The following is a 25,454-nucleotide window of genomic DNA, read 5'->3' on the forward strand; positions in this document are numbered from 1 at the left end:
ACAGGGATGCGCCTGCGGACCCCGTAATGTGGTGGTGTGACCGTGAACGCTGATTCCCACGCCGTCGCCGCCAAGGCGACCTGGCGAGACCTGCCCGCGGCGCAGCAGCCCGAGTACCCGGATGCCGAGGCTCTGCGCGATGTGATCGCGGACCTCGAATCGTATCCGCCGCTCGTCTTCGCGGGCGAGTGCGACCAGCTGCGCGCCCGGATGGCGGCCGTCGCCAGGGGTGAGGCGTTCCTCCTCCAGGGCGGCGACTGCGCCGAGTCCTTCGACGCCGTCGGCGCCGACGACATCCGCGCCAAGCTGAAGACGCTGCTTCAGATGGGCGCCGTGCTGACGTACGCCGCCTCGGTGCCCGTCGTGAAGGTCGGGCGGATCGCGGGGCAGTACTCCAAGCCGCGCTCCAAGCCCACCGAGACCCGCGACGGGGTGACCCTGCCGACGTACCGCGGCGACTCGGTCAACGGCTTCGCCTTCACCGAGGAGGCCCGCGTCCCGGACCCGCAGCGGCTGAAGCGGATGTACCAGGCGTCCGCGTCGACGCTCAACCTGGTGCGCGCCTTCACCACCGGCGGCTACGCCGACCTGCGCCAGGTGCACGCCTGGAACCAGGACTTCGTGAAGTCCTCGCCGTCCGGTCAGCGCTACGAGCAGCTCGCACGCGAGATCGACAACGCCCTCAACTTCATGAAGGCGTGCGGCACCGACCCGGCCGAGTTCCGCACGGTCGAGTTCTACGCCTCCCACGAGGCGCTTCTGCTCGACTACGAGTCCGCGCTCACCCGTGTCGACTCCCGCACCGGCGACCTGTACGCCACCTCCGGCCACATGCTGTGGATCGGTGAGCGCACCCGCCAGCTGGACCACGCGCACATCGAGTACGCCTCGAAGGTCCGCAACCCCGTCGGTATCAAGCTGGGCCCCACCACGACGGTCGACGAGGCGCTCACCTACATCGACCGCCTGGACCCGGAGCGCGAGCCGGGCCGGCTGACCTTCATCGTCCGCATGGGCGCCGACAAGGTCCGCGACCGGCTGCCGGAGCTCGTGGAGAAGGTCACCGCCTCCGGCGCGACGGTCGCCTGGGTCACCGACCCGATGCACGGCAACACCTTCGAGGCCGCCTCCGGCCACAAGACGCGCCGCTTCGACGACGTCCTGGACGAGGTCAAGGGCTTCTTCGAGGTCCACAAGGCCCTGGGCACCCACCCGGGCGGCATCCACGTCGAGCTGACCGGCGACGACGTCACCGAGTGCGTGGGCGGCGGCGACGAGATCTTCGTCGACGACCTGCACCAGCGGTACGAGACGGCCTGCGACCCGCGGCTCAACCGCAGCCAGTCGCTGGACCTGGCGTTCCTGGTGGCGGAGATGTACCGCGACCAGTGATGTCGGCCTGAAATCGCCTTGACGCGCATGGGGCGCGGATCCGTGTGATCCGCGCCCCATCGTCGTACGGGCGGGCCTCCCGGGCTTTTGCGTCATCCCCGCTGTGGGTAAGGTTAGGTTAGCCTCACTGATCAGGGCGGGGCGCAGAGCCTGTAGGGAGGTGACCCGCGTGTTCGTCTGCTCGTGCTTCGGTATCACGGAGAAGCAGGTCAAGGAGCACGCCGACGCGGGCGCCTGCACCCCCCGCCAGATAGCCTCCGCCTGCAAGGCCGGCACGGACTGCGGTTCGTGCGTACGCCGCATCCAGGCCATCCTCGGCCGCGGCGCCTGCCCCCGCCGGGACCTGCTGGACCAGGGCGCACCCGCCCTCGCAACCCTCGGGGAGTCGTCCGAGCCCGTCGCCGCCGAGCGCGCCGTTCCCCAGCCCGCCGCGGCGTAGACCGGCTCCGCGCCGCCCCCTGCACCGCCGCCCGGCCGGGCGGTGCCCGGCCGGGCGGAGGGGGTGCTGCGAGGAGCGCTGCCTAGCTCTCCGGCTGCTCGATCACCTGGGCGATGTAGAGCGCCTCACCGAGCTTCTCGACCAGTTCCAGCTGGGTGTCGAGGTAGTCGATGTGGTGCTCCTCGTCCGCGAGGATCGACTCGAAGATGTTCGCCGACGTGATGTCGCCCTTGCTGCGCATCAGCTCGATGCCCCGCTTCAGGCGGTCGATGGCCTCCACCTCGATCTGCCGGTCGGCCTGGAACATCTCGGTGACCGTCTGCCCGATCCGGACGTGGAAGAGCCGCTGGTAGTTCGGCAGGCCCTCCAGGAAGAGGATCCGGTCGGTGAGCACCTCGGCGTGCTTCATCTCGTCGAAGGACTCCGCCCGGGTGTATTTCGCGAGCTTCGTCCAGCCGTTGTTCTCCTGCATCTTGGCGTGCAGGAAGTACTGGTTGATCGCCGTCAGCTCGGCCGTCAGCTGCTCGTTCAGGAACTCGATGACCTCGGGGTCGCCCTGCATCGCAGAGGCTCCTTCCACACGTGAAGGGGGCGGATGCGCGCATCCTCGCACCGGTCCGGGGAGTTCGTCCAGTAAGTGCAGGCTTAGTGGTAGTTGTCCGATTAGGGCTGTCAGGGTGCACGGCGGGTCGGCACCGCACGGACCCGGGTCGTGACCATCCCTTGCCGTCTGTCACCATGGAGACATGGGTCAGCCGGAGAGCGGGGAACACCGGACAGCAGGGGAGTCCACGCTTCCACCGGGGCAGCGGCTGCAGCGCGGCTGGCCGGTCACCCACTACGGACCCGTTCCCAAGTTCCGGCCCGAGCGCTGGGAGTTCCAGGTCTTCGGAGCGACGGCGGACGGCGGCAAGCACAGCTGGAACCACGCGGCGTTCTCCGCCCTGCCGTTCTCCACGGTCGTGGCCGACCTGCACTGCGTGACGAAGTTCAGCATGCTGGGCGCCGAGTGGGGCGGCGTCCTCGCCCGCCGCGTCGTGGAGATCGCGCCCCCCGCCGCCGACGTCACCCATGTGATGGTCTGGGCGGAGTACGGCTTCAGTGCCAACATGCGCCTGTCGGACTTCACCTCCGACCGCACGGTTTTCGCCACCCACAAGGACGGCGAGCTCCTCACCGCGGAGCACGGCTTCCCGGTCCGGCTGATCGTCCCGCACCTGTACGCCTGGAAGGGCCCCAAGTGGGTGCGCGGGGTGGAGTACATGACCGCCGACCGCCGCGGCTTCTGGGAGGAGCGCGGATACCACAACATCGGCGACCCGTGGGCGGAGCAGCGCTACTCGTACCAGGAGGAACCGGGCGACGGCCCGGAGCTGTGAGCGCGGGCGGCGGGCCCCGGCCCTCCTGATGCCCGCCGGCGGGCGGGGCGGCGGGCCCACGTCCTCCTTGCCCGTCGGCGCGGCGGGGCGCCCCTTACGGGGGTGCCTCAGGTGTCCCGCAGCGACTTCAGGCGGGCCACGTCGGCCGCGTGCCCCTCCTTGCCGCCGGGCGTCTCGATGACCAGGGGGACGCCCTCGGCGGCGGGGTGGCGCATCAGGGCGCGGAACGGCTCCTCGCCTATGTGGCCGGCGCCGATGTTGGCGTGCCGGTCCTTGTGGGCGCCCACCACGTCCTTCGAGTCGTTGGCGTGCACCAGCCTCAGCCGGCCGGGCCCCACCGCCCGCACCAGTGCGTCGAGCGTCTCCGCCACGCCGCCCGGGCCCGCGAGGTCGTGGCCGGCCGCGAAGACATGGCAGGTGTCCAGGCAGACGCCCAGCTTCGGATGGGCGTCGAGCGCCTCGAAGTACGGTCCGAAGTCCTCCGCCAGCGAGCAGATCGACGCGCCCTGCCCGGCCGTCGACTCCAGCAGCAGGTACGGGTCGTCGTCGTGCGTGAGCTCCTCCAGCAGCGGCAGCAGGTGCTCCCGCACCTGCGCCAGCGCCTCCTCGCGGGGGCGGCCGCCGGTGGCCGAGCCGGTGTGCACCACCACGCCGAGCGCGCCGATCCGCCGGCCCCGGCGCAGCGAGTGCCGCAGCGACTCCACGGACCGCTCCACGGTCGCCGCGGTGTGCGAGCCGAAGTTGACCAGGTACGGGGCGTGGACGTACGCCGGGATGCCGGCAGCCGCGCACTCCGCGCGGAACAGCTCGTCCTGCGCGGGGTCGCCGGCCGGGGTCGCCCAGCCGCGCGGGTTGGCGACGAAGACCTGCACCGCCTCGGCGCCGATCTCGCGGGCGTACGCCAGGCCGGTCTTGGCCAGGCCGCCGGCCACGGGGACGTGGCTGCCGACAGGGGTGGTGCGCATGTGCGGCTAGATTCCCTTGGTCTTGATGGTGATGGTGCTGCCCTCCGGTGCCGTGTCGCCGCCCGCGACGGACTGGCCGGCCACCGTGTCGCTGAGGAACGGGAAGCTCTTGCTGACCTCCACCGCGAACCCGGCCGCCTCCAGCTCCCGGGTCGCGTCGTCGACGCTCTTGCCGGTCACGTTCGGCACCGGCACCATGCGCGGGCCCTTGGAGAGCGTGAGCGTGATCGTGTCGCCTTGCGCGGCCCGGGAGCCCTCGGCGAGGGACTGCGCGGCGACCGACCCGGCGGGCTGCGCGGAGTGCACCCGCTCCGGGGCGGTCTCGACCACGAGCCCGGCGCCGGTCAGCGTGCGGCGCGCGGCGTCGGCCGGCTGCCCGACGACCCCGGGCACCTCGACCGGGCTGCCCTTGCTGACGACCAGCGCGACGGCGGAGTCGGGCCGGCGCTCGGTCCCGGCGGGCGGGTCGCTGCTGATCACGGCGCCCTTCCGGACGGTGTCGCTGAACTCCTCGGTGACGACCCCCACCGCCAGGCCGGCGCCGCGCAGCGCGTCCTTCGCCTCTCCGAGCTGCCTGCCCTCCAGCGCCGGGACCTTCGCGGTCTCCGGGCCCCGGGAGACGACCAGGGCCACCTCGCCGTTGTCCCGGATGCGCTCCCCGGCCGCCGGGTCGGTGGCCATCACGGTGCCCCGCTCGAAGGCGCTGCTGAACTCCTCGCGGACGGTGCCCACGGCGAGCCCCGCGTCGGCGAGCTTGCGCTCGGCGTCGGCGCGGGTCGCGCCCAGGACGCCGGTCGGGACGCGGGTGAACTGGCCGGAGCCGATGTACCAGACGCCCGCGCCGAGTCCGAGGACGAGCAGGACGGCGGTGACCGCCGCGAGCACGCCGCGCCGGGCCAGGGGACCCGACCGGGGCGGTGCGGGCGCGGGCTGCGGGCGGGCGTCCGGCGGCACGTCGAGCCGGCTGGTGTGCTGGACGTCCCCGCCCCCGTCCGCGGTCGGCAGGGGGCGGGCGATGACACTGGTCACAGCCTCGGAACCGGCCTCGGCACCGGAGTCGCCGCCGGGCGCCCGGCCCTCGGCCGACGGGGGTACGAGGTCCAGCTGGTCGTCCGTGAGCGCGGTGCGCGCCTCGCGGACGAGGGCGAGCAGCGCCACGGCGTCGTGCGGCCGGGCCCCGGCGTCCCGCGCGGTGGCGGCGGCCACGACGCCGTCCAGCCCGGCGGCGAGGCCGGGGACGGCGTCGGAGGGCGGGGGCACGTCCGCGTTGAGGTGCCCGAAGAGGACCTGGGCGGGGGTGTCGCCGGTGTGCGGCTTGGCGCCGGTCAGCATCTCGTACAGCACGACCCCGCACGCGTACACGTCGGTGCGGGTGTCCGCGGTGCCGTGCTCGATCTGCTCGGGCGCGAGGTACGACGCGGTGCCGAGCAGGGAGCCGGTGGTCTGGGTGGCGGAGCCGACGGCCCGTACGAGCCCGAAGTCGGCGACCTTGACCCGCCCGTCGTCGCCTATGAGCACGTTCTCCGGCTTCATGTCCCGGTGGACGAAGCCGGCGCGGTGCGCGGCGCCGAGCGCGGCGAGCACCGGCTCCAGGACGTCCAACGCGGCCCGCGGTGTCAGCGCGGTGCGCTCCCGCAGCACGTCTCGGAGCGTGCAGCCGGCGACGTACTCCATCGCCAGGAACACGTACGGCCCGTCGGCGCCCTGGTCGAAGACGCCGACGACGTTCGGATGGGAGAGCCGCGCGACGGACTTCGCCTCCCGGATGAACCGCTCCACGAACGACCCGTCGGCCGCGAGTGACGGGTGCATGACCTTCAGGGCGACCGCCCGGTCGAGCCGGGTGTCGAGCCCCCGGTAGACCGTGGCCATTCCCCCGACGGCGATGCGCGCGTCGACTCGGTAGCGGCCGTCGAGCATCTGGCCCACCAGCGGGTCGTGAAGGGTCGTATCCACGGCGTCGAGTCTACGAGCCCCTCACGCGCCCCCTGTCGTCCTGTACATGACCGTCCCCGCAGTGCATCCGACTTGTGACACTGGCAGGCCCGCGGCCTGCGGCGGGCCGGGCGCCCGACCGTGCGGGCCCGGGGTCCGCGCTGCGGGGCGGCTCAGAAGGCCGGGCGTTCCGGGTCGAGGGCCGGGCGGCCCTCGGCGGGGGAGGAGGCGCGGGCGAAGTGGCGGCGGGGGATGCGGCCGGCGCGGTGGGCGAGGCGCCCGGCGGCCACGGCGTGCCGCATGGCCTCGGCCATCAGGACCGGCTCCTGCGCGCGGGTGACCGCGGAGGCCAGCATGACCGCCGCGCACCCCAGCTCCATCGCCGACGCCGCGTCCGACGCCGTCCCCGCGCCCGCGTCCAGGATCACCGGCACCCCGGCCTGCTCCACGATGAGCTGGAAGTTGTGCGGGTTGCGGATGCCCAGCCCGGAGCCGATGGGTGAACCCAGCGGCATGATCGCGGCGCAGCCGACGTCCTCCAGCCTCCTGGCCAGGACCGGGTCGTCGCTGGTGTACGGCAGGACCGTGAAGCCGTCGTCGACCAGCGTCTCCGCGGCTTCCAGCAGCTCGACCGGGTCCGGCAGCAGCGTGCGCTCGTCGGCGACGACCTCCAGCTTGATCCAGTCCGTGCCCAGCGCCTCGCGCGCCAGCCGGGCGGTCAGCACGGCCTCGCCCGCCGTGAAGCAGCCCGCCGTGTTCGGCAGGACCCTGATGCCCAGCCTGTCCAGGACGGACAGGACGGAGCCGTGGACCGTCGGGTCGATGCGGCGCATCGCCACCGTCGTCAGCTCGGTGCCGCTCGCCACGAGCGCCCGCTCCAGCACGTCCAGGCTGGGCGCGCCGCCCGTCCCCATGATCAACCGGGAGTTGAACGCGGTGCCGGCGATGGTCAGCCGGTCGTCAGCCATGGTCAGCCTCCTTGTACGGCGGTCAGGACCTCGACCCGGTCCCCGTCGGTCAGTTCCGTCGCGGGCCACTCGGTGCGCGGGACGACCGTCTCGTTCACGGCCGCGGCCACCCCGCTCGGCGCGGTGGTGAGCGTGGCGACGAGGGCGTCCAGCGTCAGCGGCGCGGCGAGCGCACGCGGCTCGCCGTTCACGGACACGGTCACGGTCGGTGCGTGGGCGGTCATGACACTCCTACGGGGGTGAAACGGGCGGGCGTGAAGGCGTGGGCCTCCTCGGGGAGCTCCCCGGTGGCGAGGAGCGCCCCCATCACGTCCCCGGTCACCGGTGTCAGCAGCACGCCGTTGCGGTAGTGCCCCGTCGCCAGCAGCAGGCCGGGCAGCGCCGAGGGCCCCAGCAGCGGCGCGTTGTCGGGCGAGCCGGGCCGCAGCCCCGCCCTGGTCTCGGTCAGCGGCAGCTCCGTGATGCCCGGCACCAGCTCGTGCGCGTCCCGCAGCAGCTCGTACACCCCGCCCGCGGTGACGGTCGTGTCCCAGCCGAGCTCCTCGCTGGTCGCGCCCACCACCAGCTCGCCGCTCTCCCGCGGCACGAGGTACACATGGCTGCCCCGCACCACGGCCCGGACCGTGCGGCTCAGGAACGGCGCGTACGCCTCCGGCACGGACAGCCGGACCACCTGGCCCTTCACCGGCCGCACCGGGGGGAGGACCTCCGGCGGGACGCCGGCGAGGCGGCCGCTGCGGCTGCCCCCCGCCAGCACCACCTGCCCGGCGGCCACCTCCGTGCCGTCCGCGAGGACGCGCCGCGCGCCCGGTCCCCGGCCGCGGACAGCCGCTCCGCCCAGGCGCGGTGGAACACGACCCCGGCCCGCCCGCACGCCGCGACCAGCGCCGCCGCCAGCCGCCGGGGATCCACCTGGTGGTCGCCGTCGACCCGCAGCCCACCCCGCACGCCGGGCGCCAGCATCGGTTCGAGGCGGCGGCACTCCCGCCCGCTCAGCCATTCCGAGCGCAGCCCGCAGCGCTGCTGGAGCGCGTGCAGCTCCCGCAGGTGGGCGCGGTCGTCGGCGTCCAGCGCCACGGCGAGCGTGCCGCACGCCCGGTAGCCGACGTCCCGCCCGGTGGCGTCCTCCAGTTCGGCGACGAAGTCCGGGTAGCGCTCCGCCGAGGCGAGGTTGAGCCGCAGCAGGGTCTCCTCGCCGTAGTGCAGCTCGGTGACCGCAGCGAGCATGCCCGCCGCGACCTGGGCGGCGCCGCCGCCGGGCTCGGGGTCCGCCACGGCGGTGCGCAGACCCCGCTGCGCCGCCCGCCAGGCCGTGACCAGGCCGATGATCCCGCCCCCGATGACGAGGACGTCTGGTGTCGTACCTGCGCTCGTGCGCGACATGGGCGTCCAGCCCCTCCCTTCGCCGGCATGACCCGGATCAGGTTCGTACGGTCGGAGGCGGCGGCAGCCTCCCTCTCAGCCCGGTGCCCCGGGCTCCCGCGAGTGCGTTGGCGGCCAGACTAACCCCACCCGGCCGCGGGCAGTAGGGCCGCCCGCCGCGGGCGCGCCCGCCCGGCGGCACGCCGCCGGCTGTCCTGACGGGCCGTCAGGTGCGTAAGGTGGCGGGGTGAGCGAGCGCCAGAGCGAACCGACGCGGCAGAGCGGGCAGAGGCAGGAGCAGCAGGCCGGGGAGGCCCCGCGGACCGCGGCGGAGAACCCCGCCGAGCGGACCGTCGTCATCGCCGGCGCCGGCATGGCGGGCGTGCAGACCGCCGTGGCCCTGCGCGAGCAGGGGTTCACCGGACCCGTGCGCATCATCGGCGCCGAACCGCACCAGCCGTACGACCGGCCGCCGCTGTCCAAGGCCTACCTCCTCGGCAAGGCCGAGGGTTCCGCCTTCGACGTGGACTTCGAAGCGCTCGGCGTCGAACTCCGCCTCGGCGTGGAGGTGTCCGCGCTGCGCCCGCGCGACCACGAGGTCGACACGGAGGCCGGCCCCGTCCCGTACGACGTGCTCGTCCTCGCCACCGGCGCCGTGCCGGCGACCCTGCCCGGGGCGGCGGGGGTGCCCGGCGTCCACCTGCTGCGCACCCTGGACGACGCGGAGCGGCTGCGCCCGGTGCTGGCGGCCGGGCGCGACGTCGTGGTGGTCGGCGCCGGCTGGATCGGCGCCGAGTTCGCCACGGCCGCCCGCGAGGCGGGCTGCGCGGTGACCGTCGTGGAGGCGGCCGGGCACCCCCTCGCCGGGGCGCTGCCCGCCGAGGTGGCCGCGCCGATGGCCGGCTGGTACGAGGAGAGCGGGGCCCGGCTGCTGACGCACGCGCGCGTGGCGCGGGTCGAACCGGGCCGGGTCGTGCTGGAGGACGGCCGCGAGCTGCCCGCCGAAGCCGTCGTGGTCGGGATCGGCGCCCGACCCGCGACCGGCTGGCTGGCCGGATCCGGCGTCGAGCTCGGCCCGGACGGCTCCGTCACCGCCGACGACCGGCTGCGCACCTTGGTCCCGGACGTGTACGCCGTCGGCGACTGCGCCTCCTTCCCGTCCGCCCGCTACGGGCGGCGGCTGCTCGTCCACCACTGGGACAACGCCCTGCAGGGCCCCCGCACGGTCGCCGCGGACATCCTCGGCGCGACCGGTGCGCCGTACGACCCGGTGCCGTACTTCTGGTCCGAGCAGTTCGGCCGGTTCGTCCAGTACGCGGGGCACCACGCGGGCGCGGACACGGCGGTGCGGCGCGGCGACCCGGCCGACGCCGCCTGGTCGGTGGCGTGGCTGCGCGGGGACGCGCTGGTGGGGCTGCTCGCGGTGGGCCGGCCGCGCGACCTGGCCCAGGGGCGGCGGCTCATCGAGTCGGGGGCGCCGCTCGACCCGGCCCGCGTCGCCGACCCCTCGGTGCCGCTCAAGGCGGCGGTACGCGGCTGAGCCGGGCGCTCGGCGCCGGCGGCGCCCCGGTGCTCCGCGGCCGAGTCCGGTGCCCGGCACGCGGGGGCCGCACCGCCGGCGCGGTCGGCTGCGGAGGGCGGTCGGCTGCGGTGGGCCTCCGGGGTCGCGCTGTGGGCCCCGGTCCGGGGCTGCACGGTGCCCGGGCGGTCATCGGAGGCCTGGCGGGCGAGCGGTGGCCCGGCCCCGGGGTGGGCGTGTGTCCGGCGCGGGAGGGGCGGCCCCCGGGGCGCGGCGGGGCGGGGTGCACGGTCGGCTGCGGAGGGCGGGCAGGGGGCGACGTGCGCCGGGCGGCGGCGGCCTGCGGTCCGGGGCAGCCGGCGCGGTGCCTCGGAAGGCCCGGCCCGGCTACCGGCTGTCAGCGGGGGATGGCAGGCTTGTCGTGTGACCGAGATTGACGCGAACATCGATGCGCTTGTCCCCGCCTGGCTGCACCTTCCCGACATCGCCGAGCTCCTGGGCGTCGAGGTGACCCGGGTGCGGCAGCTCGTCAAGGAGGGCCAGCTGATCGCCGTGCGCCGCGGTGAGAACCGCACGCTCCAGGTGCCCGCCGCCTTCATCAAGGACGGCCGGGTCGTCAAGGGCCTGTCCGGCACCCTGACCCTCCTGAGGGACGACGGTTTCACCGACGAGGAGATGCTGGAGTGGCTCTTCACTCCGGACCCGTCCCTGCCGGGCACGCCCGCGCAGGCCCTGGCGGAGAACCGCGGCACGGAGGTGAAGCGCCGCGCCCAGGCGCTCGCCGTCTGATCCGGAACCGACCCAGCACACACCGACACACCGGGCGGTGCGCGGTCGGGGCCCTGTGCCCCCTGCCCGCGCACCGCCCCACCACCGGGGGGAACACCGCCTGATGTCCACCACCGCCTCCGCCGCAGCCGCCTCCGGCAGCGCCCGCGACCGCCTGGCCGACGCCCGGCTGTACCTGTGCACGGACGCGCGCACCCGGCAGAAGGACCTCCCCGAGTTCCTCGACGCCGTGCTCGGTGCCGGCGTCGACATCGTGCAGCTGCGCGACAAGGGCATGGAGGCGGGCGAGGAGCTGGAGCACCTGGCCGTCCTCGCCGACGCCTGCCGCCGGCACGGCAGACTGCTCGCCGTGAACGACCGCGCCGACGTGGCGCACGCCGCCGGCTCCGACGTCCTCCACCTCGGCCAGGGCGACCTGCCCGTCCCGGCCGCGCGCGCCATCCTCGGTGACCGGGTGCTGATCGGGCGGTCGACGCACGCCGAGGCCGAAGTGGACCGGGCGGTCGCGGAGCCCGGCGTGGACTACTTCTGCACCGGACCCTGCTGGCCCACCCCCACCAAGCCGGGCCGGTACGCCCCGGGCCTCGGCCTCGTCCGGTACGCGGCCTCGCTCGCCCAGGACCGCCCGTGGTTCGCCATCGGCGGCATCGACGCGGGGAACCTGGACGAGGTCCTGGACGCGGGCGCCCGCCGCGTCGTGGTGGTCCGGGCCATCACGGAGGCCGACGACCCGGCCGCCGCCACCGCCGAGCTCGCCCGCCGGATACGGGAGCGCGCCGCCGGGTAGGCGGACCGGCCGCGGTGCCCGTGGATCCCCGGTGTCCATATGGTGGGACGCCGGGGGCTCCGAACTGGCCATTTCGGGCGCTCACCGTCCACTCCGTGGACAAGATTCCGGCAAGTCGGATAAATCCCCCTGCTCTGGTTGGGTGAGCGATCCACCGGTGGCTAACCTGCCGGTATGGCCCTAGGCACACCCTCCACCAGGACGGATCGCGCACGCACCGTGCGCGACCTGCTCGCGAACGGCACCACGTACTCCTTCGAGTTCTGGGCGCCCAAGAACGAGAAGGGCGAGCGGAACCTCTGGAACGCGCTGCGCCGCGTCGAGGCGGTGGCCCCGAGCTTCGTGTCCGTCACGTACGGTGCCGGAGGGTCGACCCGGGAGGGGACCGTCAAGGCCACCCAGGACATCGCCGCCGACACCACGCTCACCCCGGTCGCCCACCTGACCGCCGTCGGCCACTCCGTCGCCGAGCTGCGGAACATGATCGGCCAGTTCGCCGACGCGGGGATCCGCAACATGCTCGCCCTGCGCGGCGACCCGCCCGGCGACCCCATGGGCCCGTGGGTGCCCCACCCTGAGGGCCTCCACTACGCGGCCGACCTCGTCCGCCTCATCAAGGAGGCCGGCGACTTCTGCGTGGGCGTCGCCGCGTTCCCCGAGATGCACCCGAGGTCCGCGGACTGGGACACCGACGTCCGCCACTTCGTCGACAAGTGCCGGGCCGGCGCCGACTACGCCATCACCCAGATGTTCTTCGACCCCGAGCACTACCTGCGGCTGCGCGACCGGGTCGCCGCCGCGGGCTGCGACACCCCCGTCATCCCGGAGGTCATGCCGGTCACCGCCGTACGGCAGCTCGACAGGCTGCCACAGCTCAGCAACGCTCAGTTCCCGGCCGCCGTGAAAGAGCGGATCCTCGCGGTCAAGGACGACGCGGCGGCTGTACGCTCCGTAGGTCTAGAGTTCGCGACGGAGTTCTGCGCACGGTTGCTGTCCGAGGGTGTGCCCGGACTGCACTTCATCACGCTCAACAATTCCACGGCGACGCTCGAGATCTACGAGAACCTCGGACTGCACACGCAGTCCTGACCGGCCGCACCCGTCAGTCCCCCAGGCTGCGGCCGAAGGAGAGGGGCGGGCATGGATTGGTGGACGGTCCTCTACGTCGCGTTCGGCGTCGTCGCGCTGTGGCTGCTCGGCGAGGTGCTCCTGCAGTACAAGGCGCGGCTGCGCTGGAGACTGGTCGCGTTCTTCGGCTTCCTCGGCGTCGTCGCCGGCGTCCTCGCGTCCTCCATCCCGCTGATCATCGCCGGGGCCGTCGCCTTCGGGATCGGCCAGACCTGCGTCACCCTGTCGTTCCTCCGCGGCTTCTCGACCGGCTGGGCGCTCGGCGGCCGTCCCGGCGCCAGCCGCCGCCGCAGGACCAGGCCGAAGGACGCCGGGCCCACCCTGGAGGTCTCCGGCCTGGAGGTCTCCGGCCTGGAGGTCTCCGGCCTGGAGTACGCGGACGACGACCGCGACGGGGCGGACCGGGACTCCCGCCCCGCGCGGGACACCGATGACGACACCCCCGCCCAGGACGCCCCGCCGCAGCCCGAGGACACGGGCGCGTACGGCCCGTACGGTGCCGGCACCGCCGACCCGTCCGCCGCCACGGCCGCCTACGGCGCCTACCCGGACTACGGCACGGGCGAGTACACCGGGGCGTACGGCTACGGCTACGGCGGCGAGCAGCAGGGCTACGCCGCCTACTCCGACCCGTACATCGGCACCACCACGACCGCTGCGGGGCAGCCCTACGGTTCCCCCGCCCACGACGGCTACCCGGTCGGGCAGCAGTACGCCGGCCCCTACACCGGGCAGTACGGCATGGACACCCCGCCCGGCGGGGTCTGGGTGCCGCCGCAGCGCGACGCGGAGCAGCCCTACCCGCCGCAGCCGCAGGACCAGCCGGGCCCGTACGACTACGACCAGACCGGGCACACGTACCGCTACTGACCCCCGGCCGCTGCTGACCGGCGCCTCCGCCCACCCGCAGCCCCGCCCTGGCCGTCGGTGTCCCCGACCGGTGGACCGGCGGGCTGCGGGTGCACGTGCCTCGCTCCCAACGCCCGCCGGGACCGCGCACGCCGGACCGACCGCCCCGCGCTGCCGCGGGCCCCCACCGGAGCGTCCCGCCCGGGGAGGGCGCCGCCGGCAGCGGGACCCGCGGAAGTCCGCGCCCTCCACGATCAGGCCCGCCACCAGCGCCCCCGACATCCCGGCGTGCGCAAGACCGCCGCCCGGGTGGGCCCATCCGCCCGCGAAGTACAGCCCCGGCAGCGGCGCCGGGTTCGCCGCGGGCAGCAGCGCCCCGCCGGCACCCGCCAGGGCCGGGCCCGGCACCGCGTGCTCCCCGTCTCGCGGAAGGTGTCCGCCGGCGTCCGCACCGCGCGCCACAGGATCCGCTCCCGCAGCCCCGGTACCGCCGCCTCGGCGGCCGCCACCATCCGGTCCGCGAACGCCTCGACTGCCTCCGGGGCGAGGCCCCCGCCGTCCCACAGGCCGCCCGCCGGGACCGCCGCCGTCACCGTCACCGCCTCGTGCCCCTCGTCCGGCCGCAGCGCAGGGTCGTCCGGGCGCAGCACCGTCACCGTGGGCCGCTCGGGCAGCCGCCCGCCCTCCGCGAGGGCCGCCGACTCACCGCCCGCCGGCGGCGCGTGGACCACCGTCCTGTGCGCGGCCTGCGCGTCCCGCGCCCCGCGCAGCGCCAGGCACACCACGACCCGCCCGGTCCGCGCGCCCCAGGCGAAGCGCGGCCAGTCGTCCTGCCGCTCCCACGCGGCGACGTGGTCCCGGTACAGCGCCGGCACGGGCGCCCCCGCCACCACGTGGTCAGCTTCGACGAGGGTCCCGTCCGCGAGCTGCACCCCGGCGGCCCGCCCGGCCTTCTCCACGACCTCCGCCACGGCCGCCCCGAACACGAACGCGACCTTCCGGGCCAGGCACCGCCCGTACACCGCGTCGGCCAGCGCCCGCAGGCCCCCGCGCACGTACCACGTGCCGAACGTCTGCTCCATGTACGGCAGGACGGCGGCGGACGGGGGAGCGGAGACCGGGGCCAGACCGTACGCCAGCGCGTACCCCTCCAGCAGCGCCGCGAGCCGCTCGTCACCCAGCTCCCTGCGCCCGACCTCCGCCAGCGTCGCGGCCCTCCGGCGCAGCAGCCCGGTCGGCGGCGCGGGGTACGGGTCGCGGGAGAACGGCGACGGGTCCGCGGGCAGCGGCTCCTCCAGCAGGGGCCGCCGCGACCGGTCCCACGCCTCGCGCGCCCGGTTCAGGAACGCCGCCCACCGCTCGCCGGAGCCGGCACCGAGCGCACCGTCCAGGGCCGCGACGACCCCGGCCCGCGAGGCGTTCGGCAGGGACACCGCCGTGCCGTCGGCGAAGACGTGCCGGCTCGCCGGGTCCACCTGCGCCAGCTCGACGCACGCTTCCAGCGGCTCCTTGCCCGTCTTGACGAACAGGTCCCGGTAGACGGCCGGCAGGTGCAGCAGACCCGGGCCGGTGTCGAAACCGAAACCGTCCCGCTCGAACCGGCGGACCGACCCGCCGTACGTCTCCGTCCGCTCGTACACCGTCACCCGGTGGCCCGCCACGGCCAGCCGGGCGGCAGCCGCCATGGCGCCCATCCCGGCGCCGATCACCGCAATCCGTGCCATGCCAGGACTCTATAAGCCGCCGTCGGCAGCCGGTCCCGGCAGGTGCCGGGAGCGCGGACGGTGCCGGCAGCGCGGATGGAGGCGGGCGGAGGTCGGGCGGCTCAGCCGGCCGGGGAGGCGGGAGCGGCCCGGCCGCGGCCATGCGCTTCTCGGCCCGCCGCTCCGCGCGCCTGCGCCGGAACCGCCGGATGCGGCTGACCAGGAACAGCACCGTGGCCACGCCGAGCACCAGCAGCACGGCGGCGATGACGGCCGCCGCGACCGGGTTGAAGACCGCGAAGGTGATGAGCCCGGCGACGCCGAGGTCCTCGGCGAGGCTGACGGCGATGTTGCTGACCGGCTCGGGGGAGGTGTTGACGGCCATGCGCGTGCCGGCCTTGACCAGATGGCTGACCAGCGCCGTCGAGCCGCCGACCGCGCCAGCCGCCAGCTCCGGGAGTGATCCGCTCTCGCCCGCGAGCAGGGCGGCCACGACGGCGCCCGCCAGCGGCCGGACCACGGTGTGGACGGAGTCCCAGGCGCTGTCGACGTACGGGATCTTGTCGGCCACCGCCTCGACCAGGAAGAGGACGCCGGCCGCGATCAGGACGTCGGGGCGCTGGAGCGTCTCGGGGACGCCCTCCGCGACACCGGTCGCGCCGAATATGCCGAGGAGCAGGACCACCGCGTACGCGTTGATCCCGCTAGCCCAGCCGCTTGTGAAGACCAGGGGGAGTACGGACACGAGCGACGATCGTAGTCAGCGGCGCGGGCACTGAGTATCCGTACTCATTCCGCGGGATGAGTAGCGATGCGGATGGGCCGAGGCCCGCCGGGACGGGAGAGTGGGGACCACGGAAGGACGCGGCGCCGGCACCGCCGACACGGGGCGGCGGAGCAGGCGCCGCGTACCGGCCGCACGGGGGAGACGGGGGAGACGGGGGAAGACCGGGGGAACAGCGCGCCGGTCCGGCGGGGCTCGGGGGGATCGAGCCTCGAAGGACCGGCGCTTTCCCGTACCCGGCAGCGGTGCGCCGGGTCGGCGCCCGACCGCCGGTCAGGCACCGGCCCGGCCGCTGCGCGGCACCCGCGGCGCCCTTCCGGCGCGACCCGCCCGGCGTGCGCCACCCGGCGGTGACCTTCCGGTGCGACCCGGCCGGTGAGCGCCATCCGCGGCGCCGGTCGCCGGTCGGCTGCCCTGCCGGTCGGTGTGCGGTACCGGCGTGCCCTGCCATCGTTCGGACGTCCCGCCGCCGGTGCGGGCGGCACGCGGTACGCGGCCGCAGTGCCCGGCAGCGGTCTCCGCACGCGGGTTCCCGCCTGCGGTCCGCGGTCGGCGGCGGTCCGTCGGCTGTGCCGCCCCGGCGCTCGTCAGCGCCCGCCGCTGACCCGCCCGTGCAGGAGCCGGGACAGCGCGGCGTGGACGTCGTCCAGGGACCGCTCACGCTGGAACGCCTGCCAGTCCAGAGCGGCGACGAGCACCATCCCGACCAGCGCGGCGGCGGTGAGCGGGATGTCGATGTCCCCGCTCAGCTCGCCGTTCTCGACGCCCTCCCGCAGCACGTCCTCCACCACGGCGACCGCCTCCTGGCGCACCACCAGCAGCGTGGACTGCCAGGCGCGGTTCGTGCGCCACAGCTCGGCGACGTAGAGCTGGGTGAAGGCCGGGTAGCGGTCGATGAAGACCAGACCGGCCCTGATCATCGCGTCCAGCGCCTCCACCCGGGTCCCGCCGCGCTCCGCCGTCTCGTCGGCGGCGGAGCGCAGCGAGGCCGTGAGCAGCCCGACGCCGTGCCGCAGCAGCTCCTCGAAGAGCTCGGTCTTGCTCTTGAAGTTGTAGTAGACCGTGCCCTTGGCGACCCCCGCGCGCTCGGCGATCTCGTCGACCGTCGTCGCCGAGAAGCCCTGCTCGGCGATCAGGGTGACAGCCGCCTCGTACAGCTTCGTACGGGTGGCCTGCCGTCTGGGGCTCTGCGTGTCCATGGCGTCGATTCTCACAGCTCGGATGGTCCTTCCTGCACGTGACAGGCTCAGCGGCCTCAGAGGCTCAGCTCGGGGTGCAGCCGGTCGAACGTCCACACCTGCTTGCGCCGGGCCGACAGGGCCGTCAGGGCGAGGGCGCCCACGGTGAACGCGGTCAGGACCGCGCACGCCTGCCAGACCGGGCCCATGCCACCGCCCGTGATGAGCCGCCGCAGCGCCTCGACGACGTATGTCATCGGCAGGTACGGGTGGATCGCGTTGAAGAAGCCCGGGCTCGTCTGCACGGGGTACGTGCCGCCCGCCGACGTGAGCTGCAGCATCAGCACCGCCAGTACGAGGATCCGGCCCGCCGCGCCGAAGCGGGCGTTCAGCCACTGGATGATCGCGGCGAAGCAGCCCGTCACCAGGGCCAGGAAGGCCACCGTCCCGGAGGCGCGGGCCATCTCCAGACCGAGCCCCCAGTGCAGCACCGACATCAGCGCGGCCACCTGGAGCAGCCCGATCGCGGCCACCGGCAGCCAGCCCGCGAAGGCGATCCGCCAGGCGGAGGCGCCCGCGGCGAGAGCCCGCCGGTTCATCGGCTGGATCAGCATGTACGCCACCATCGCGCCCACCCAGAGGGAGAGCGGGATGAAGTACGGGGCGAAGCCGGTGCCGTAGTTGGCCGCCTTGTGCAGCGACTGCGAGGCCAGCTTGACCGGGTCGGCCATGACCTCCGTGCGGCGGTCCCGGTCCTCCTTGCCGTAGTCGGGGATCTGCTCGACGCCCTTGTCCAGGCCGCTGGCCAGCTCGTTGGAGCCGCCCTTGAGCTGGTACAGGCCGCCGCTCAGGTCGTTGGCGCCCTTCTTGATCCTGCCGAGGGCCGAGTCGAGGCCGACGGCGCCGTTCTTACTCTTGGTGATGCCCTTGTGCAGCTCCGACATGCCGGTGGAGACCTTCTGCGCCCCGGTGTTCAGCTCGTTGATCTTCGCGACGGCGTAGTCCACGTCGCTGCTCAGGTGCGGGGCCCGCTTGGCGAGGTCGTCGGCCTTCTTCTGGAGGTCCTTGAGCTGCGCGTCGAGCTTCTTCAGGTCGCCGCCGCTGTCCTTGGCGATCTCCGCGAGGTCGTCGGCGATCACGGCGACATCGGCCGCGGCGACCTTGGCGTCCTTCAGGTCCTCGCACAGCTCGGGGGAGGGGTCCACCACGCCCTCGCCCTTCTCGCAGTACTTCGTGTGCGCGGCGGTGAGCCGGTCGGCGGACGCGTGGGCGACGGTGCGGGCCGCGGGTCCGCGCTCGACGATCCGGTCCAGGTTGTGCTGCGCCGCCTTGGAGGTGTCGGAGACCAGGCGCGCCGTGTCGCCGATCTTCTTGCCGTTGTCCCGCAGGTACGGGCGGGCCTGCGCCGCCGTCCCGTTGACCCGGTCGGCGAGCTGCTGGGTGCCCTGGGCGATCTCGCGGGTGCCGGTCGCGAGCTCGGAGGCGCCGGCGTCGATCTTCTTCAGGCCCGTCGCCAGGTCGCTGCTGCCGTTCTTGGTCTTCCCGACGCCGTCGACGAGGTCGTCCGAGCCCTTCTTGGCCTTGCCGACGCCGTCCTTCAGGTCGTTGGCGCCCTTGGCCGCCTTCTCCGTCGCGTCGTGGATGTCGGAGAACGAGATGAAGATCTTGTCGAGGAACGAGCGGGACGACTTCGTCGAGGCCGCGGTGCGGACCTCGGAGAACACGGAGCGGGAGATCTGCCCGACGATGTAGTTGTTCGCGTCGTTGGTCCGCACCTCCAGCGCCCCCGTCTCGGGGGAGTCGCCCGAGCTGGAGGAAATGCGCGCGCTGAAGTCGGCGGGCATGGTGAGCGACAGGTAGTACGTGCCGTCCTCGACGCCTTCGCGCGCCTTCGCGTCACTGACCTCGTGCCACTCGAAGACCGCGCTCTCGCGCAGGCCCTCGGTGATGTCGTCGCCGGCGTTGACCTCCTTCCCGTCGACGGTCGCACCCCGGTCGTCGTTCACGAGCGCCACCGGGATCCGGTCGAGCCGGCCGTACGGGTCCCAGAACGACCACAGGTACAGCGCGCCGTACAGCAGCGGCAGCAGCAGAATCGCGACCAGCGCGGCGCGCGGCAGCTTGCCCCGCCCGAACCGCCTGAGCTCAAGCGCGGCCAGTTTCGGCGAGCGCATCAGCCGCCCCCTCCTTGGTGTCCCCGGTCTTCTTCGTGTGGGTGCGCCGCCTTCCGGAGGCGCTGCCCCCGGTGTCCTTGGTGCGTGTCTCCGCGGTGCCGGCGGAGGTCTCTGCGCCGTCCCCGGCGCCGCCTTCCGTGCGGATGACGGTGTCGGCCTGCCCGGGGGCCTCCGTGCAGACGGCCAGCACGGTGACGCCGCTGTCGGCGACCGCGCGCAGCGCCGTCCACGCGGCCGCCTCGTCGGCCTCGCCGAGCTTCAGGTCGGTGTCGTCCACGGCGAGCAGGCGCGGTTCGCCGACGAGCGCCAGCGCGAGCGACAGCCGCAGTGCCTCCAGCCGCTCCAGGTCCCGCACGGAGGTCCGCTCGCCCTTCGGCAGGCTCTGCGGGTCCAGGCCCGCGACCTCCAGGGCCGCGTCGATCCGGCGCCGGTTCTCGGCGACGCGCTCGGAGCGCGGTCGCAGCAGCGCGAGCGGGGAGCCGTCGAAGCGCCGCCGCAGCAGCGCCGCCTCCCGCAGGTGCTCACCCACGGTGAACGCCTGGTCCAGGTCGGACACGCCGGGTACGTGCGCGAGGGCGCTGATCCGGCGGACGGCCGCCATCTTGCGGGGCAGCCGCAGCCCGCCGACGTCCGCGTGGCCCTCCTTGATCCGCATCCGCCCGGTGAGGGCGAGCAGCAGGCAGGTCCTGCCCGTGCCCGACGGACCGGCGAGCGCCACCAGCGATCCGGGAGCCGCCGTGCCCGACACCCCGCGGAACGCCCACCCGCGGGGCCCCTGCACCCCGAGTCCCTCCACGCTGACCGCGGCACCCCGCTGCGAGGCGCCGGTGCCACCTGCGGTCCCGGTCCTGCGGAAGCGGCCCTTGCCGCCCGCCCGGCGGGCGGAGACACCGGCGGTGCCACCTGCGGCCGCTGTGCTCTCGGCCGGTGTCCCGGCGGACGCGGTGCCGCCGCCCGGGGCGCGGGTGGCCGGTGCGTCGGCGGCCACTGTGGTCCCGGGTGCGGAGGTGCTGCCGTCCGGGGTGCTCGTGTCCGCCGTGTCCCGGCCGCTGCCGTCCTGTGCGGCGGCCGGCGCCGAGGATCCCGTAGCGGCGCCCCCGCGGTACCCGTGCCCTCGGCGCCCCCTGTGGTGCGCGCGCCCTTGGTGCCCCCTGCGTTGCGCGGGCCCCTGGTGCTTCTCGCAGCGGCGGGGCCGCCGTTGCGGGGAGCGGTGTCCCCAGCGGCGGCGGGACCGGCGGCGGTCTGCCCTGCGGTGGGCTGCCCGGCCGGGCGGTCGGCCGGGGCGGCCGGCGACGTGTCTCCTCCGGCGCGGCCGCCTTCGGCAGGGCTCTCTATGTCCGGGCTCTCCACGGACCTCCCCCAACTGTTTTGAACTGACCAGTCAGTCCAAAAGCTACAGCCTGTCGAAGATCATGGCAAAACCGCAGGTCAGCTGGATTGTCAGTGGTGGGGCGCACCATGGACGCAGACGATCGACGTGCCGTCACCCGACGCCAGGAGGTCCGCCATGGCGAGCGACGTCCACCCCGTGCCGCGCCGCGCCACCGCACCGCCCGCCGCACTCGACCTGCTCGCCCAGGCGCGTGCCGGCCTGGCCGAAGCCGCCGCCCTCGACACCCCGAACGAGCGGTACGCCACCGCGCACCTCGCCGCCCTGCGCACCGCCGCCGCGGTGATCGCCGTACGGGGCCGCCCCGAGCGGGACCCCCGCGGCCGCCGCCGCATCCGCAGCGCCTGGGACGTGCTGCCGGAGACGGCGCCGGAACTCGCCGAGTGGAGCGCGCTCTTCGCGGCGGCGCCGCCCGCAGGGCCCGCGCGGAGGCCGGCATACCCGGCGCGGCCACCGCCAGGGACGCCGACGACCTGATCCGCGACACCGGCATGTTCCTCCGCCTCGCGGAGCGCCTGCTCGCGCCGGGCGGGGCACCGCGGCCGAGGACCTCCCCGGAGGCCATAGGCTGGGACGGTCCGTAGACCGTCACCGAGGAGTCAACTGCCGTGTCGGACCCGCAGCGCCCCCGCGCCTCCCTCCGTACCGCCGTGGTGTGGGACGTTCTTGAGGACGCCCTCGATCGCAGGGTCAAGGCCACCGGCAAGGACAGGCTGGACGTCCTCGACACCGGCGGCGGCAGCGGCCACTTCGCCGTGCCCGTCGCCCGCCTGGGGCACGTCGTCACCGTGGTGGACCCGAGCCCGAACGCGCTGTTCGCGCTGGAGCGCCGCGCCGCCGAGGCGGGGGTGGCCGACCGGGTCCGCGGGGTCCAGGGCGACATCCACGACCTGTTCGACGTCGTCGAGCGCGACGGCTTCGACGTCGTGCTCCTCCACGGCGTGCTGGAGTACGTCGACGACCCGGCCGAAGGCGTCCGCCTCGCCGGCGAGGCCCTGCGCCCCGGGGGCGCCCTGAGCCTGCTCGCCGCGGGCCTCGGCGGGGCCGTCCTCACCAGGGCGCTGGCGGGACACTTCACGGAGGCGCACCGGGCGCTCGCGGACCCGGCCGGGCGCTGGGGCGAGAGCGACCCCGTGCCGCGCCGCTTCACCGCCGAGCAGCTCTCCGAGGCCGTCACGGCCGCCGGGCTGGACGTCGGCCCCGTGCACGGGGTGCGGATCTTCTCCGACCTTGTCCCCGGCGTCCTCGTGGACACGGAACCCGGCGCCCAGGAGGCCCTGCTCCGGCTGGAGGCGGCCGCGGCCGAGCTGCCGGCCTTCCATGCGGTCGCCACCCAGTTGCACGTGCTGGGTGAAAAGCGCGCCTGAACCCGGAAGGCGCCTGATCAGCGGCGCAACCGCAGATGGAGTACGCCACAGGCGCCCCGTTCACGCCAGGATCCCCGTATGATCGAGGGACACCATCCGGCATGACGGTTCGGACGACGGGGAATCAACGCCTCACCAGCCGAACCGGCATCGCGGTCCGATCGGCAATTGGCACCCAGGGCGGGTTTCACGGGGGCGATTCCCTGCCTATCCTGAAAGGGCCGCATACCGGTCGCCCCCCGCGACCGACGATGAGGAGGACGCCGTGCCGCTCTCGGAGCACGAGCAGCGAATGCTCGAGCAGATGGAGCGAGCGCTGTACGCCGAAGATCCCAAGTTCGCGACAGCGCTCGAGGGAACCGGGCTGCGTACGTACCCCCGGCGACGGGTCTACCAGGCCGTCGCAGGTTTCCTGGTGGGTATCGCGCTCCTCATGGCCGGAATGGTCGCCCAGCAGATCTGGATCAGCGTCGTCGGCTTCCTGGTGATGCTGGGATGCGCGGTGCTCGCGGTGACCGGATGGCGCAAGGCCCCGAAGCCGGGCGAGCAGCCCGCTGCCGGAGGCGCACCCCGCGGCCGCGCCCAGCGGCAGCGCCGCTCGGTGATGGACCGGATCGAGGAGCGCTGGCAGCGCCGACGCGACGAGCAGGGCCACTGAGCAGCGGCCCGTACAGACGGACATGAGTGAGGGGTGACCGCCGAAGCGGTCACCCCTCACTCATGTCCGCAGCCGTGCAGGAGACGTACGGGCAAGGGGTACGCCCTGGCATGCTGCCCCGCCCCACCCCCTGGACCCGGCCGGGCTCCCGCAGCACAGCGGCAGCGCCCGGCCGGGCTCGCCGCCTGTCGGCCCGCGGGCCCCGGTCGGACCGGCTCCTGCCCGCCGCAGGGCGCGGCCGGGTGTCCCGTCGCTCAGCCGCGCCGGCGTGACGGGCGTCCCAGCAGGGTCGACCAGGCCGCCGCCGGCCGTGTGCGCAGGGCCGCCGCCCGTCGGGCGAGGGCGGCCCAGCGGTCCCCGAGGGCCCACCCGACGCGGGCCGCCGACCGCGGCGCCAGCACCGCCCGCAGTCTGGCCCCGCGGCCGAGCCGGGCGCCCAGCCCGGCCCGTATCCGAGCGGCGTCCTCCGCGAGGCCGGGCGTGGCCCGCGGCAGCGGCGCGTACAGCACCTGCTCCACCGCGCCCGCCACCCGGTGCACCGCCTCGGCCGCGTCGCCGTCCAGCCCGCCGAGCCGCACCAGCCGGGCGGCGGTACCGCGCGGCGTCAGCGACCCGTCCGGGGGCACCCCGTGGTCCCACGCCGTGTCGACGACCTCCTCCCACACCGCGAGGGTGCGGGCCGCCACGTCGTCGGCGGTACGGCCGCGAGGGCCCAGCCTGCGGGCCCGTACCCGCCGCCGCCACAGCATCGGCAGCAGCGGAAGCAGCACCACGGCCGCGGCACCGGCCGCGACCAGCAGCGCCGGGCTGCCGCCGCACCGGAGTCCTGCCCCGGCCCGCCGCCCTGCGGCGAGGCTCCGGGGCAGGGCACCGCACCGGCCACTGCGGGGACCCCCGCCGGCGCCGCGCAGCTGTCCGAGGGCGACGGCGCCGCCGAGGACGGCGCCGCGGAGGCGGCCGGAGCGGACGACTCCGGCGCCGGGTCCTCACCCGCGGGGGCCTGCGGCCGCGTGTACTCCGGTGCCGAGCCCCGCGACGGCGTGGGCTCGAAGCGGGTCCAGCCCACACCCTCGAAGTACAGCTCCGGCCAGGCGTGCGCGTCGCGGATGCCCACCGACACCGTGCCGTCCGCCGTCGTCCTGCCCGGCATGAACCCCACGGCGACCCGCGCCGGGATGTCCAGCGTGCGGGCCATCGCCGCCATGGCGAAGGAGAAGTGGACGCAGAAGCCCTCCTTGTCCTTCAGGAACCGGGAGATCGCTGTGACGCCCGTGCCCGACGACACCTCGACGTCGTAGCGGAAGCCGCCCTGCGTGGTGAACCAGTCCTGCAGCCGCACCGCGCGCTCGTAGTCGTTCGAGGTGCCCGCCGTCACGCGCAGCGCGGCGGCCTTCACGTCGGCGGGCAGCGAGTCCGGCACCCGGGTGTACTCGCGCAGCAGTGTCCCGGGCGGCTCCGGCGCGGCGGCCAGCTGCTCGGCCGTCGGGTTCACCGCCAGGCTGCTGACGGAGTACCGGACGCCGCTCGTGGTCTGCCCGTCGTCCCCGACGAGCATCCGGCCCACCGGCTCGTACCGCCAGCGGCCGTCGATGTCGACGGCGGTCGCCGGGAACGGCATGGGCAGCCACTTCTGCTCGTACGAACCGGACGCGGAGATGTTCGTGCGGATCTCCGTCGTGCCGATCCGGCCGCTCAGTCCCGTCGGCCCGGGCAGCCGCTGCGGCACGTCCTGCACGGCCCGCACGGAGGTCTTCCAGGCGGTGCCGTCGAACTGGTCGAGTGCCACGAGCCGCAGGTACAGCTCGTCGCGGTCCTCCGCGGTGGTCCGGTAGCGCAGCACCTCGCGGTCCGACGGCTGCTTGAGGCTGTCCTGCAGGGACACCAGCGGGTTGACCGCGGAGATGGTGCCCCCGTTCGCGCCCTCGCCGCTCCCGCCCCGGTCCAGCAGGCCGCCGCCCAGCGACGGCAGGGCCGCTGGCACGGCCACGGCGATCCCGAGCGCGACGGCGCCGATCCGCCGACCGGTGCGCAGCGGGGCCGCCGAGCGGGAGGCCGGCGCGCCCGTCCTGTGCGGGCGGCCCGCGCCGCCGAAGACCCGGCCCCACTGCGTGAGCCGGTCGCGGCTCTCGGCCAGCAGCAGCACGAGGTACCCGGCGGCGGCCAGCAGGAACCACAGCCAGCTGAGCCCGCCGCCGCCGGACAGCCCGGCCGCCACCGAGTACAGGGCCAGCAGCGGCAGCCCGGCCGGGGCCGCGGCGCGGAAGGTCGCCGCCAGCAGGTCCACCGCCAGGCCGACGAGCAGCACCCCGCCGACCAGCATCAGCTCGATGCCGTCCGTCGTGGGCGCCGGGATCGCGTACTGCCCGACATCGTCCGCGCCCCGCGTGAGGAGCGTGCCGAACCACTCGAAGGTCTGCGGGGTGGGCAGCAGCCCGACGAGCGCGTGGTCCCGCGCGAAGACCAGCGTGAGCAGCACCAGCACCACCGCGGCCTGCAGCAGCGCCGTCAGCGGGCGGGCCAGCGGCACCCGGCGCGCCAGGGCTCCCGCCGCGGACACCACGGCGAGCAGCACGCCCGCGAGCACCAGCCAGTCGCCGCCGCTGACCAGCGGGAGCAGGGCGCACGCCGAGGTCAGCGTCGCGATCAGGGCGCACACCGCGAGTCGTATGTCCGTGCTCATGACCAGCC

At 74.8% G+C, this 25,454-nt stretch carries 18 protein-coding genes, 5 pseudogenes and 1 riboswitch; of the genes and pseudogenes, 11 read left to right on the forward strand and 12 right to left on the reverse strand.

Going from position 1 to position 25,454, the window contains the following annotated elements:
• Positions 1-36 precede the first annotated feature (36 nt).
• The gene (locus tag L6E17_RS13120) at positions 37-1,392 is read left to right on the forward strand and encodes a class II 3-deoxy-7-phosphoheptulonate synthase (RefSeq protein ID WP_236240961.1); all 1,356 of its coding nucleotides are present in this window, start codon (positions 37-39) and stop codon (positions 1,390-1,392) included.
• Between the two features lie 160 nt (positions 1,393-1,552).
• The gene (locus tag L6E17_RS13125; RefSeq protein WP_236240962.1) at positions 1,553-1,831 is read left to right on the forward strand and encodes a bacterioferritin-associated ferredoxin; all 279 of its coding nucleotides are present in this window, start codon (positions 1,553-1,555) and stop codon (positions 1,829-1,831) included.
• Between the two features lie 82 nt (positions 1,832-1,913).
• On the opposite strand, the gene bfr is transcribed toward L6E17_RS13125, so the two are convergent.
• A complete protein-coding gene (gene bfr, locus L6E17_RS13130; protein WP_236240963.1) occupies positions 1,914-2,393 on the reverse strand; it encodes a bacterioferritin in 480 nt (159 codons plus the stop codon).
• A gap of 184 nt (positions 2,394-2,577) precedes the next feature.
• Between bfr and L6E17_RS13135 the strand changes: the two genes are divergently transcribed.
• Positions 2,578-3,210: a sulfite oxidase-like oxidoreductase gene (locus tag L6E17_RS13135; RefSeq protein ID WP_236240964.1), complete on the forward strand. Its 633-nt coding sequence runs from the start codon at positions 2,578-2,580 to the stop codon at positions 3,208-3,210.
• A 107-nt stretch (positions 3,211-3,317) separates the two neighbouring features.
• Here the strand turns inward: L6E17_RS13135 and L6E17_RS13140 are convergent, their stop codons facing one another.
• The 5 genes and pseudogenes from L6E17_RS13140 to thiO form a co-directional block, all read right to left on the reverse strand.
• Complete coding sequence (locus L6E17_RS13140) at positions 3,318-4,175, reverse strand: deoxyribonuclease IV (RefSeq protein WP_236240965.1); 858 nt, start codon at positions 4,173-4,175, stop codon at positions 3,318-3,320.
• A 6-nt stretch (positions 4,176-4,181) separates the two neighbouring features.
• The gene (gene pknB, locus L6E17_RS13145) at positions 4,182-6,131 is read right to left on the reverse strand and encodes a Stk1 family PASTA domain-containing Ser/Thr kinase (protein ID WP_236240966.1); all 1,950 of its coding nucleotides are present in this window, start codon (positions 6,129-6,131) and stop codon (positions 4,182-4,184) included.
• Positions 6,132-6,283: 152 nt separating this feature from the next.
• The gene (locus L6E17_RS13150; RefSeq protein ID WP_236240967.1) at positions 6,284-7,078 is read right to left on the reverse strand and encodes a thiazole synthase; all 795 of its coding nucleotides are present in this window, start codon (positions 7,076-7,078) and stop codon (positions 6,284-6,286) included.
• A 2-nt stretch (positions 7,079-7,080) separates the two neighbouring features.
• Complete coding sequence (thiS, locus tag L6E17_RS13155) at positions 7,081-7,302, reverse strand: sulfur carrier protein ThiS (protein ID WP_236240968.1); 222 nt, start codon at positions 7,300-7,302, stop codon at positions 7,081-7,083.
• A pseudogene (gene thiO, locus L6E17_RS13160) lies at positions 7,299-8,461 on the reverse strand (glycine oxidase ThiO). The gene thiS and the pseudogene thiO overlap by 4 nt, the downstream one beginning before the upstream one ends.
• A riboswitch (TPP riboswitch) is annotated at positions 8,459-8,571 on the reverse strand. Its footprint overlaps the pseudogene before it by 3 nt.
• A gap of 242 nt (positions 8,572-8,813) precedes the next feature.
• On the opposite strand from thiO, the gene L6E17_RS13165 reads away from it, so the two are divergent.
• The 5 genes from L6E17_RS13165 (at position 8,814) to L6E17_RS13185 (ending at position 13,533) form a co-directional block, all read left to right on the forward strand.
• On the forward strand, positions 8,814-9,980 hold the full coding sequence (locus tag L6E17_RS13165; RefSeq protein WP_236241339.1) for an NAD(P)/FAD-dependent oxidoreductase: 1,167 nt from the start codon (positions 8,814-8,816) through the stop codon (positions 9,978-9,980).
• A 402-nt stretch (positions 9,981-10,382) separates the two neighbouring features.
• Positions 10,383-10,748 (forward strand): Rv2175c family DNA-binding protein, encoded by a 366-nt coding sequence (locus L6E17_RS13170; RefSeq protein WP_236240969.1) that lies wholly within the window; start codon positions 10,383-10,385, stop codon positions 10,746-10,748.
• 103 nt (positions 10,749-10,851) lie between these two features.
• Complete coding sequence (thiE, locus tag L6E17_RS13175; protein WP_236240970.1) at positions 10,852-11,535, forward strand: thiamine phosphate synthase; 684 nt, start codon at positions 10,852-10,854, stop codon at positions 11,533-11,535.
• Positions 11,536-11,709: 174 nt separating this feature from the next.
• Positions 11,710-12,624 carry a methylenetetrahydrofolate reductase [NAD(P)H] gene (gene metF / locus L6E17_RS13180; RefSeq protein ID WP_236240971.1) on the forward strand — a complete coding sequence of 305 codons (915 nt, stop codon included), beginning with the start codon at positions 11,710-11,712 and terminating at the stop codon, positions 12,622-12,624.
• Positions 12,625-12,675: 51 nt separating this feature from the next.
• Entirely contained in the window at positions 12,676-13,533 is an 858-nt protein-coding gene (locus L6E17_RS13185) for a hypothetical protein (protein ID WP_236240972.1), read from the forward strand.
• Between the two features lie 201 nt (positions 13,534-13,734).
• Here L6E17_RS13185 and L6E17_RS13190 read toward each other — a convergent pair.
• The 5 genes and pseudogenes from L6E17_RS13190 to L6E17_RS13210 form a co-directional block, all read right to left on the reverse strand.
• A pseudogene (locus L6E17_RS13190) lies at positions 13,735-15,236 on the reverse strand (phytoene desaturase family protein); the annotation flags it as partial.
• A gap of 115 nt (positions 15,237-15,351) precedes the next feature.
• Positions 15,352-15,960 (reverse strand): annotated as a pseudogene (locus L6E17_RS13195) (DUF4126 domain-containing protein); the annotation flags it as partial.
• Between the two features lie 626 nt (positions 15,961-16,586).
• Complete coding sequence (locus L6E17_RS13200) at positions 16,587-17,198, reverse strand: TetR/AcrR family transcriptional regulator (RefSeq protein WP_236240973.1); 612 nt, start codon at positions 17,196-17,198, stop codon at positions 16,587-16,589.
• Between the two features lie 56 nt (positions 17,199-17,254).
• Complete coding sequence (locus tag L6E17_RS13205) at positions 17,255-19,351, reverse strand: YhgE/Pip domain-containing protein (protein WP_236240974.1); 2,097 nt, start codon at positions 19,349-19,351, stop codon at positions 17,255-17,257.
• Positions 19,323-20,147: an ATP-binding cassette domain-containing protein gene (locus L6E17_RS13210; protein WP_236241340.1), complete on the reverse strand. Its 825-nt coding sequence runs from the start codon at positions 20,145-20,147 to the stop codon at positions 19,323-19,325. Before L6E17_RS13210 ends, L6E17_RS13205 begins: the two co-directional genes overlap by 29 nt.
• Positions 20,148-20,858: 711 nt before the next feature.
• On the opposite strand from L6E17_RS13210, the pseudogene L6E17_RS13215 reads away from it, so the two are divergent.
• The 3 genes and pseudogenes from L6E17_RS13215 (at position 20,859) to L6E17_RS13225 (ending at position 22,766) form a co-directional block, all read left to right on the forward strand.
• Positions 20,859-21,325: pseudogene (locus L6E17_RS13215) on the forward strand (SAV_6107 family HEPN domain-containing protein).
• Positions 21,326-21,349: 24 nt separating this feature from the next.
• Positions 21,350-22,108 carry a methyltransferase gene (locus L6E17_RS13220; RefSeq protein ID WP_236240975.1) on the forward strand — a complete coding sequence of 253 codons (759 nt, stop codon included), beginning with the start codon at positions 21,350-21,352 and terminating at the stop codon, positions 22,106-22,108.
• Positions 22,109-22,373: 265 nt separating this feature from the next.
• Positions 22,374-22,766, forward strand: a complete 393-nt coding sequence (locus L6E17_RS13225; RefSeq protein WP_236240976.1) for a DUF3040 domain-containing protein — start codon at positions 22,374-22,376, stop codon at positions 22,764-22,766.
• A 254-nt stretch (positions 22,767-23,020) separates the two neighbouring features.
• On the opposite strand, the pseudogene L6E17_RS13230 reads toward L6E17_RS13225, so the two are convergent.
• A pseudogene (locus L6E17_RS13230) lies at positions 23,021-25,446 on the reverse strand (DUF3488 and DUF4129 domain-containing transglutaminase family protein).
• Positions 25,447-25,454 lie beyond the last annotated feature (8 nt).

Source organism: Streptomyces sp. CC228A (assembly GCF_021390935.1).
Classification (GTDB): Bacteria; Actinomycetota; Actinomycetes; order Streptomycetales; family Streptomycetaceae; genus Streptomyces.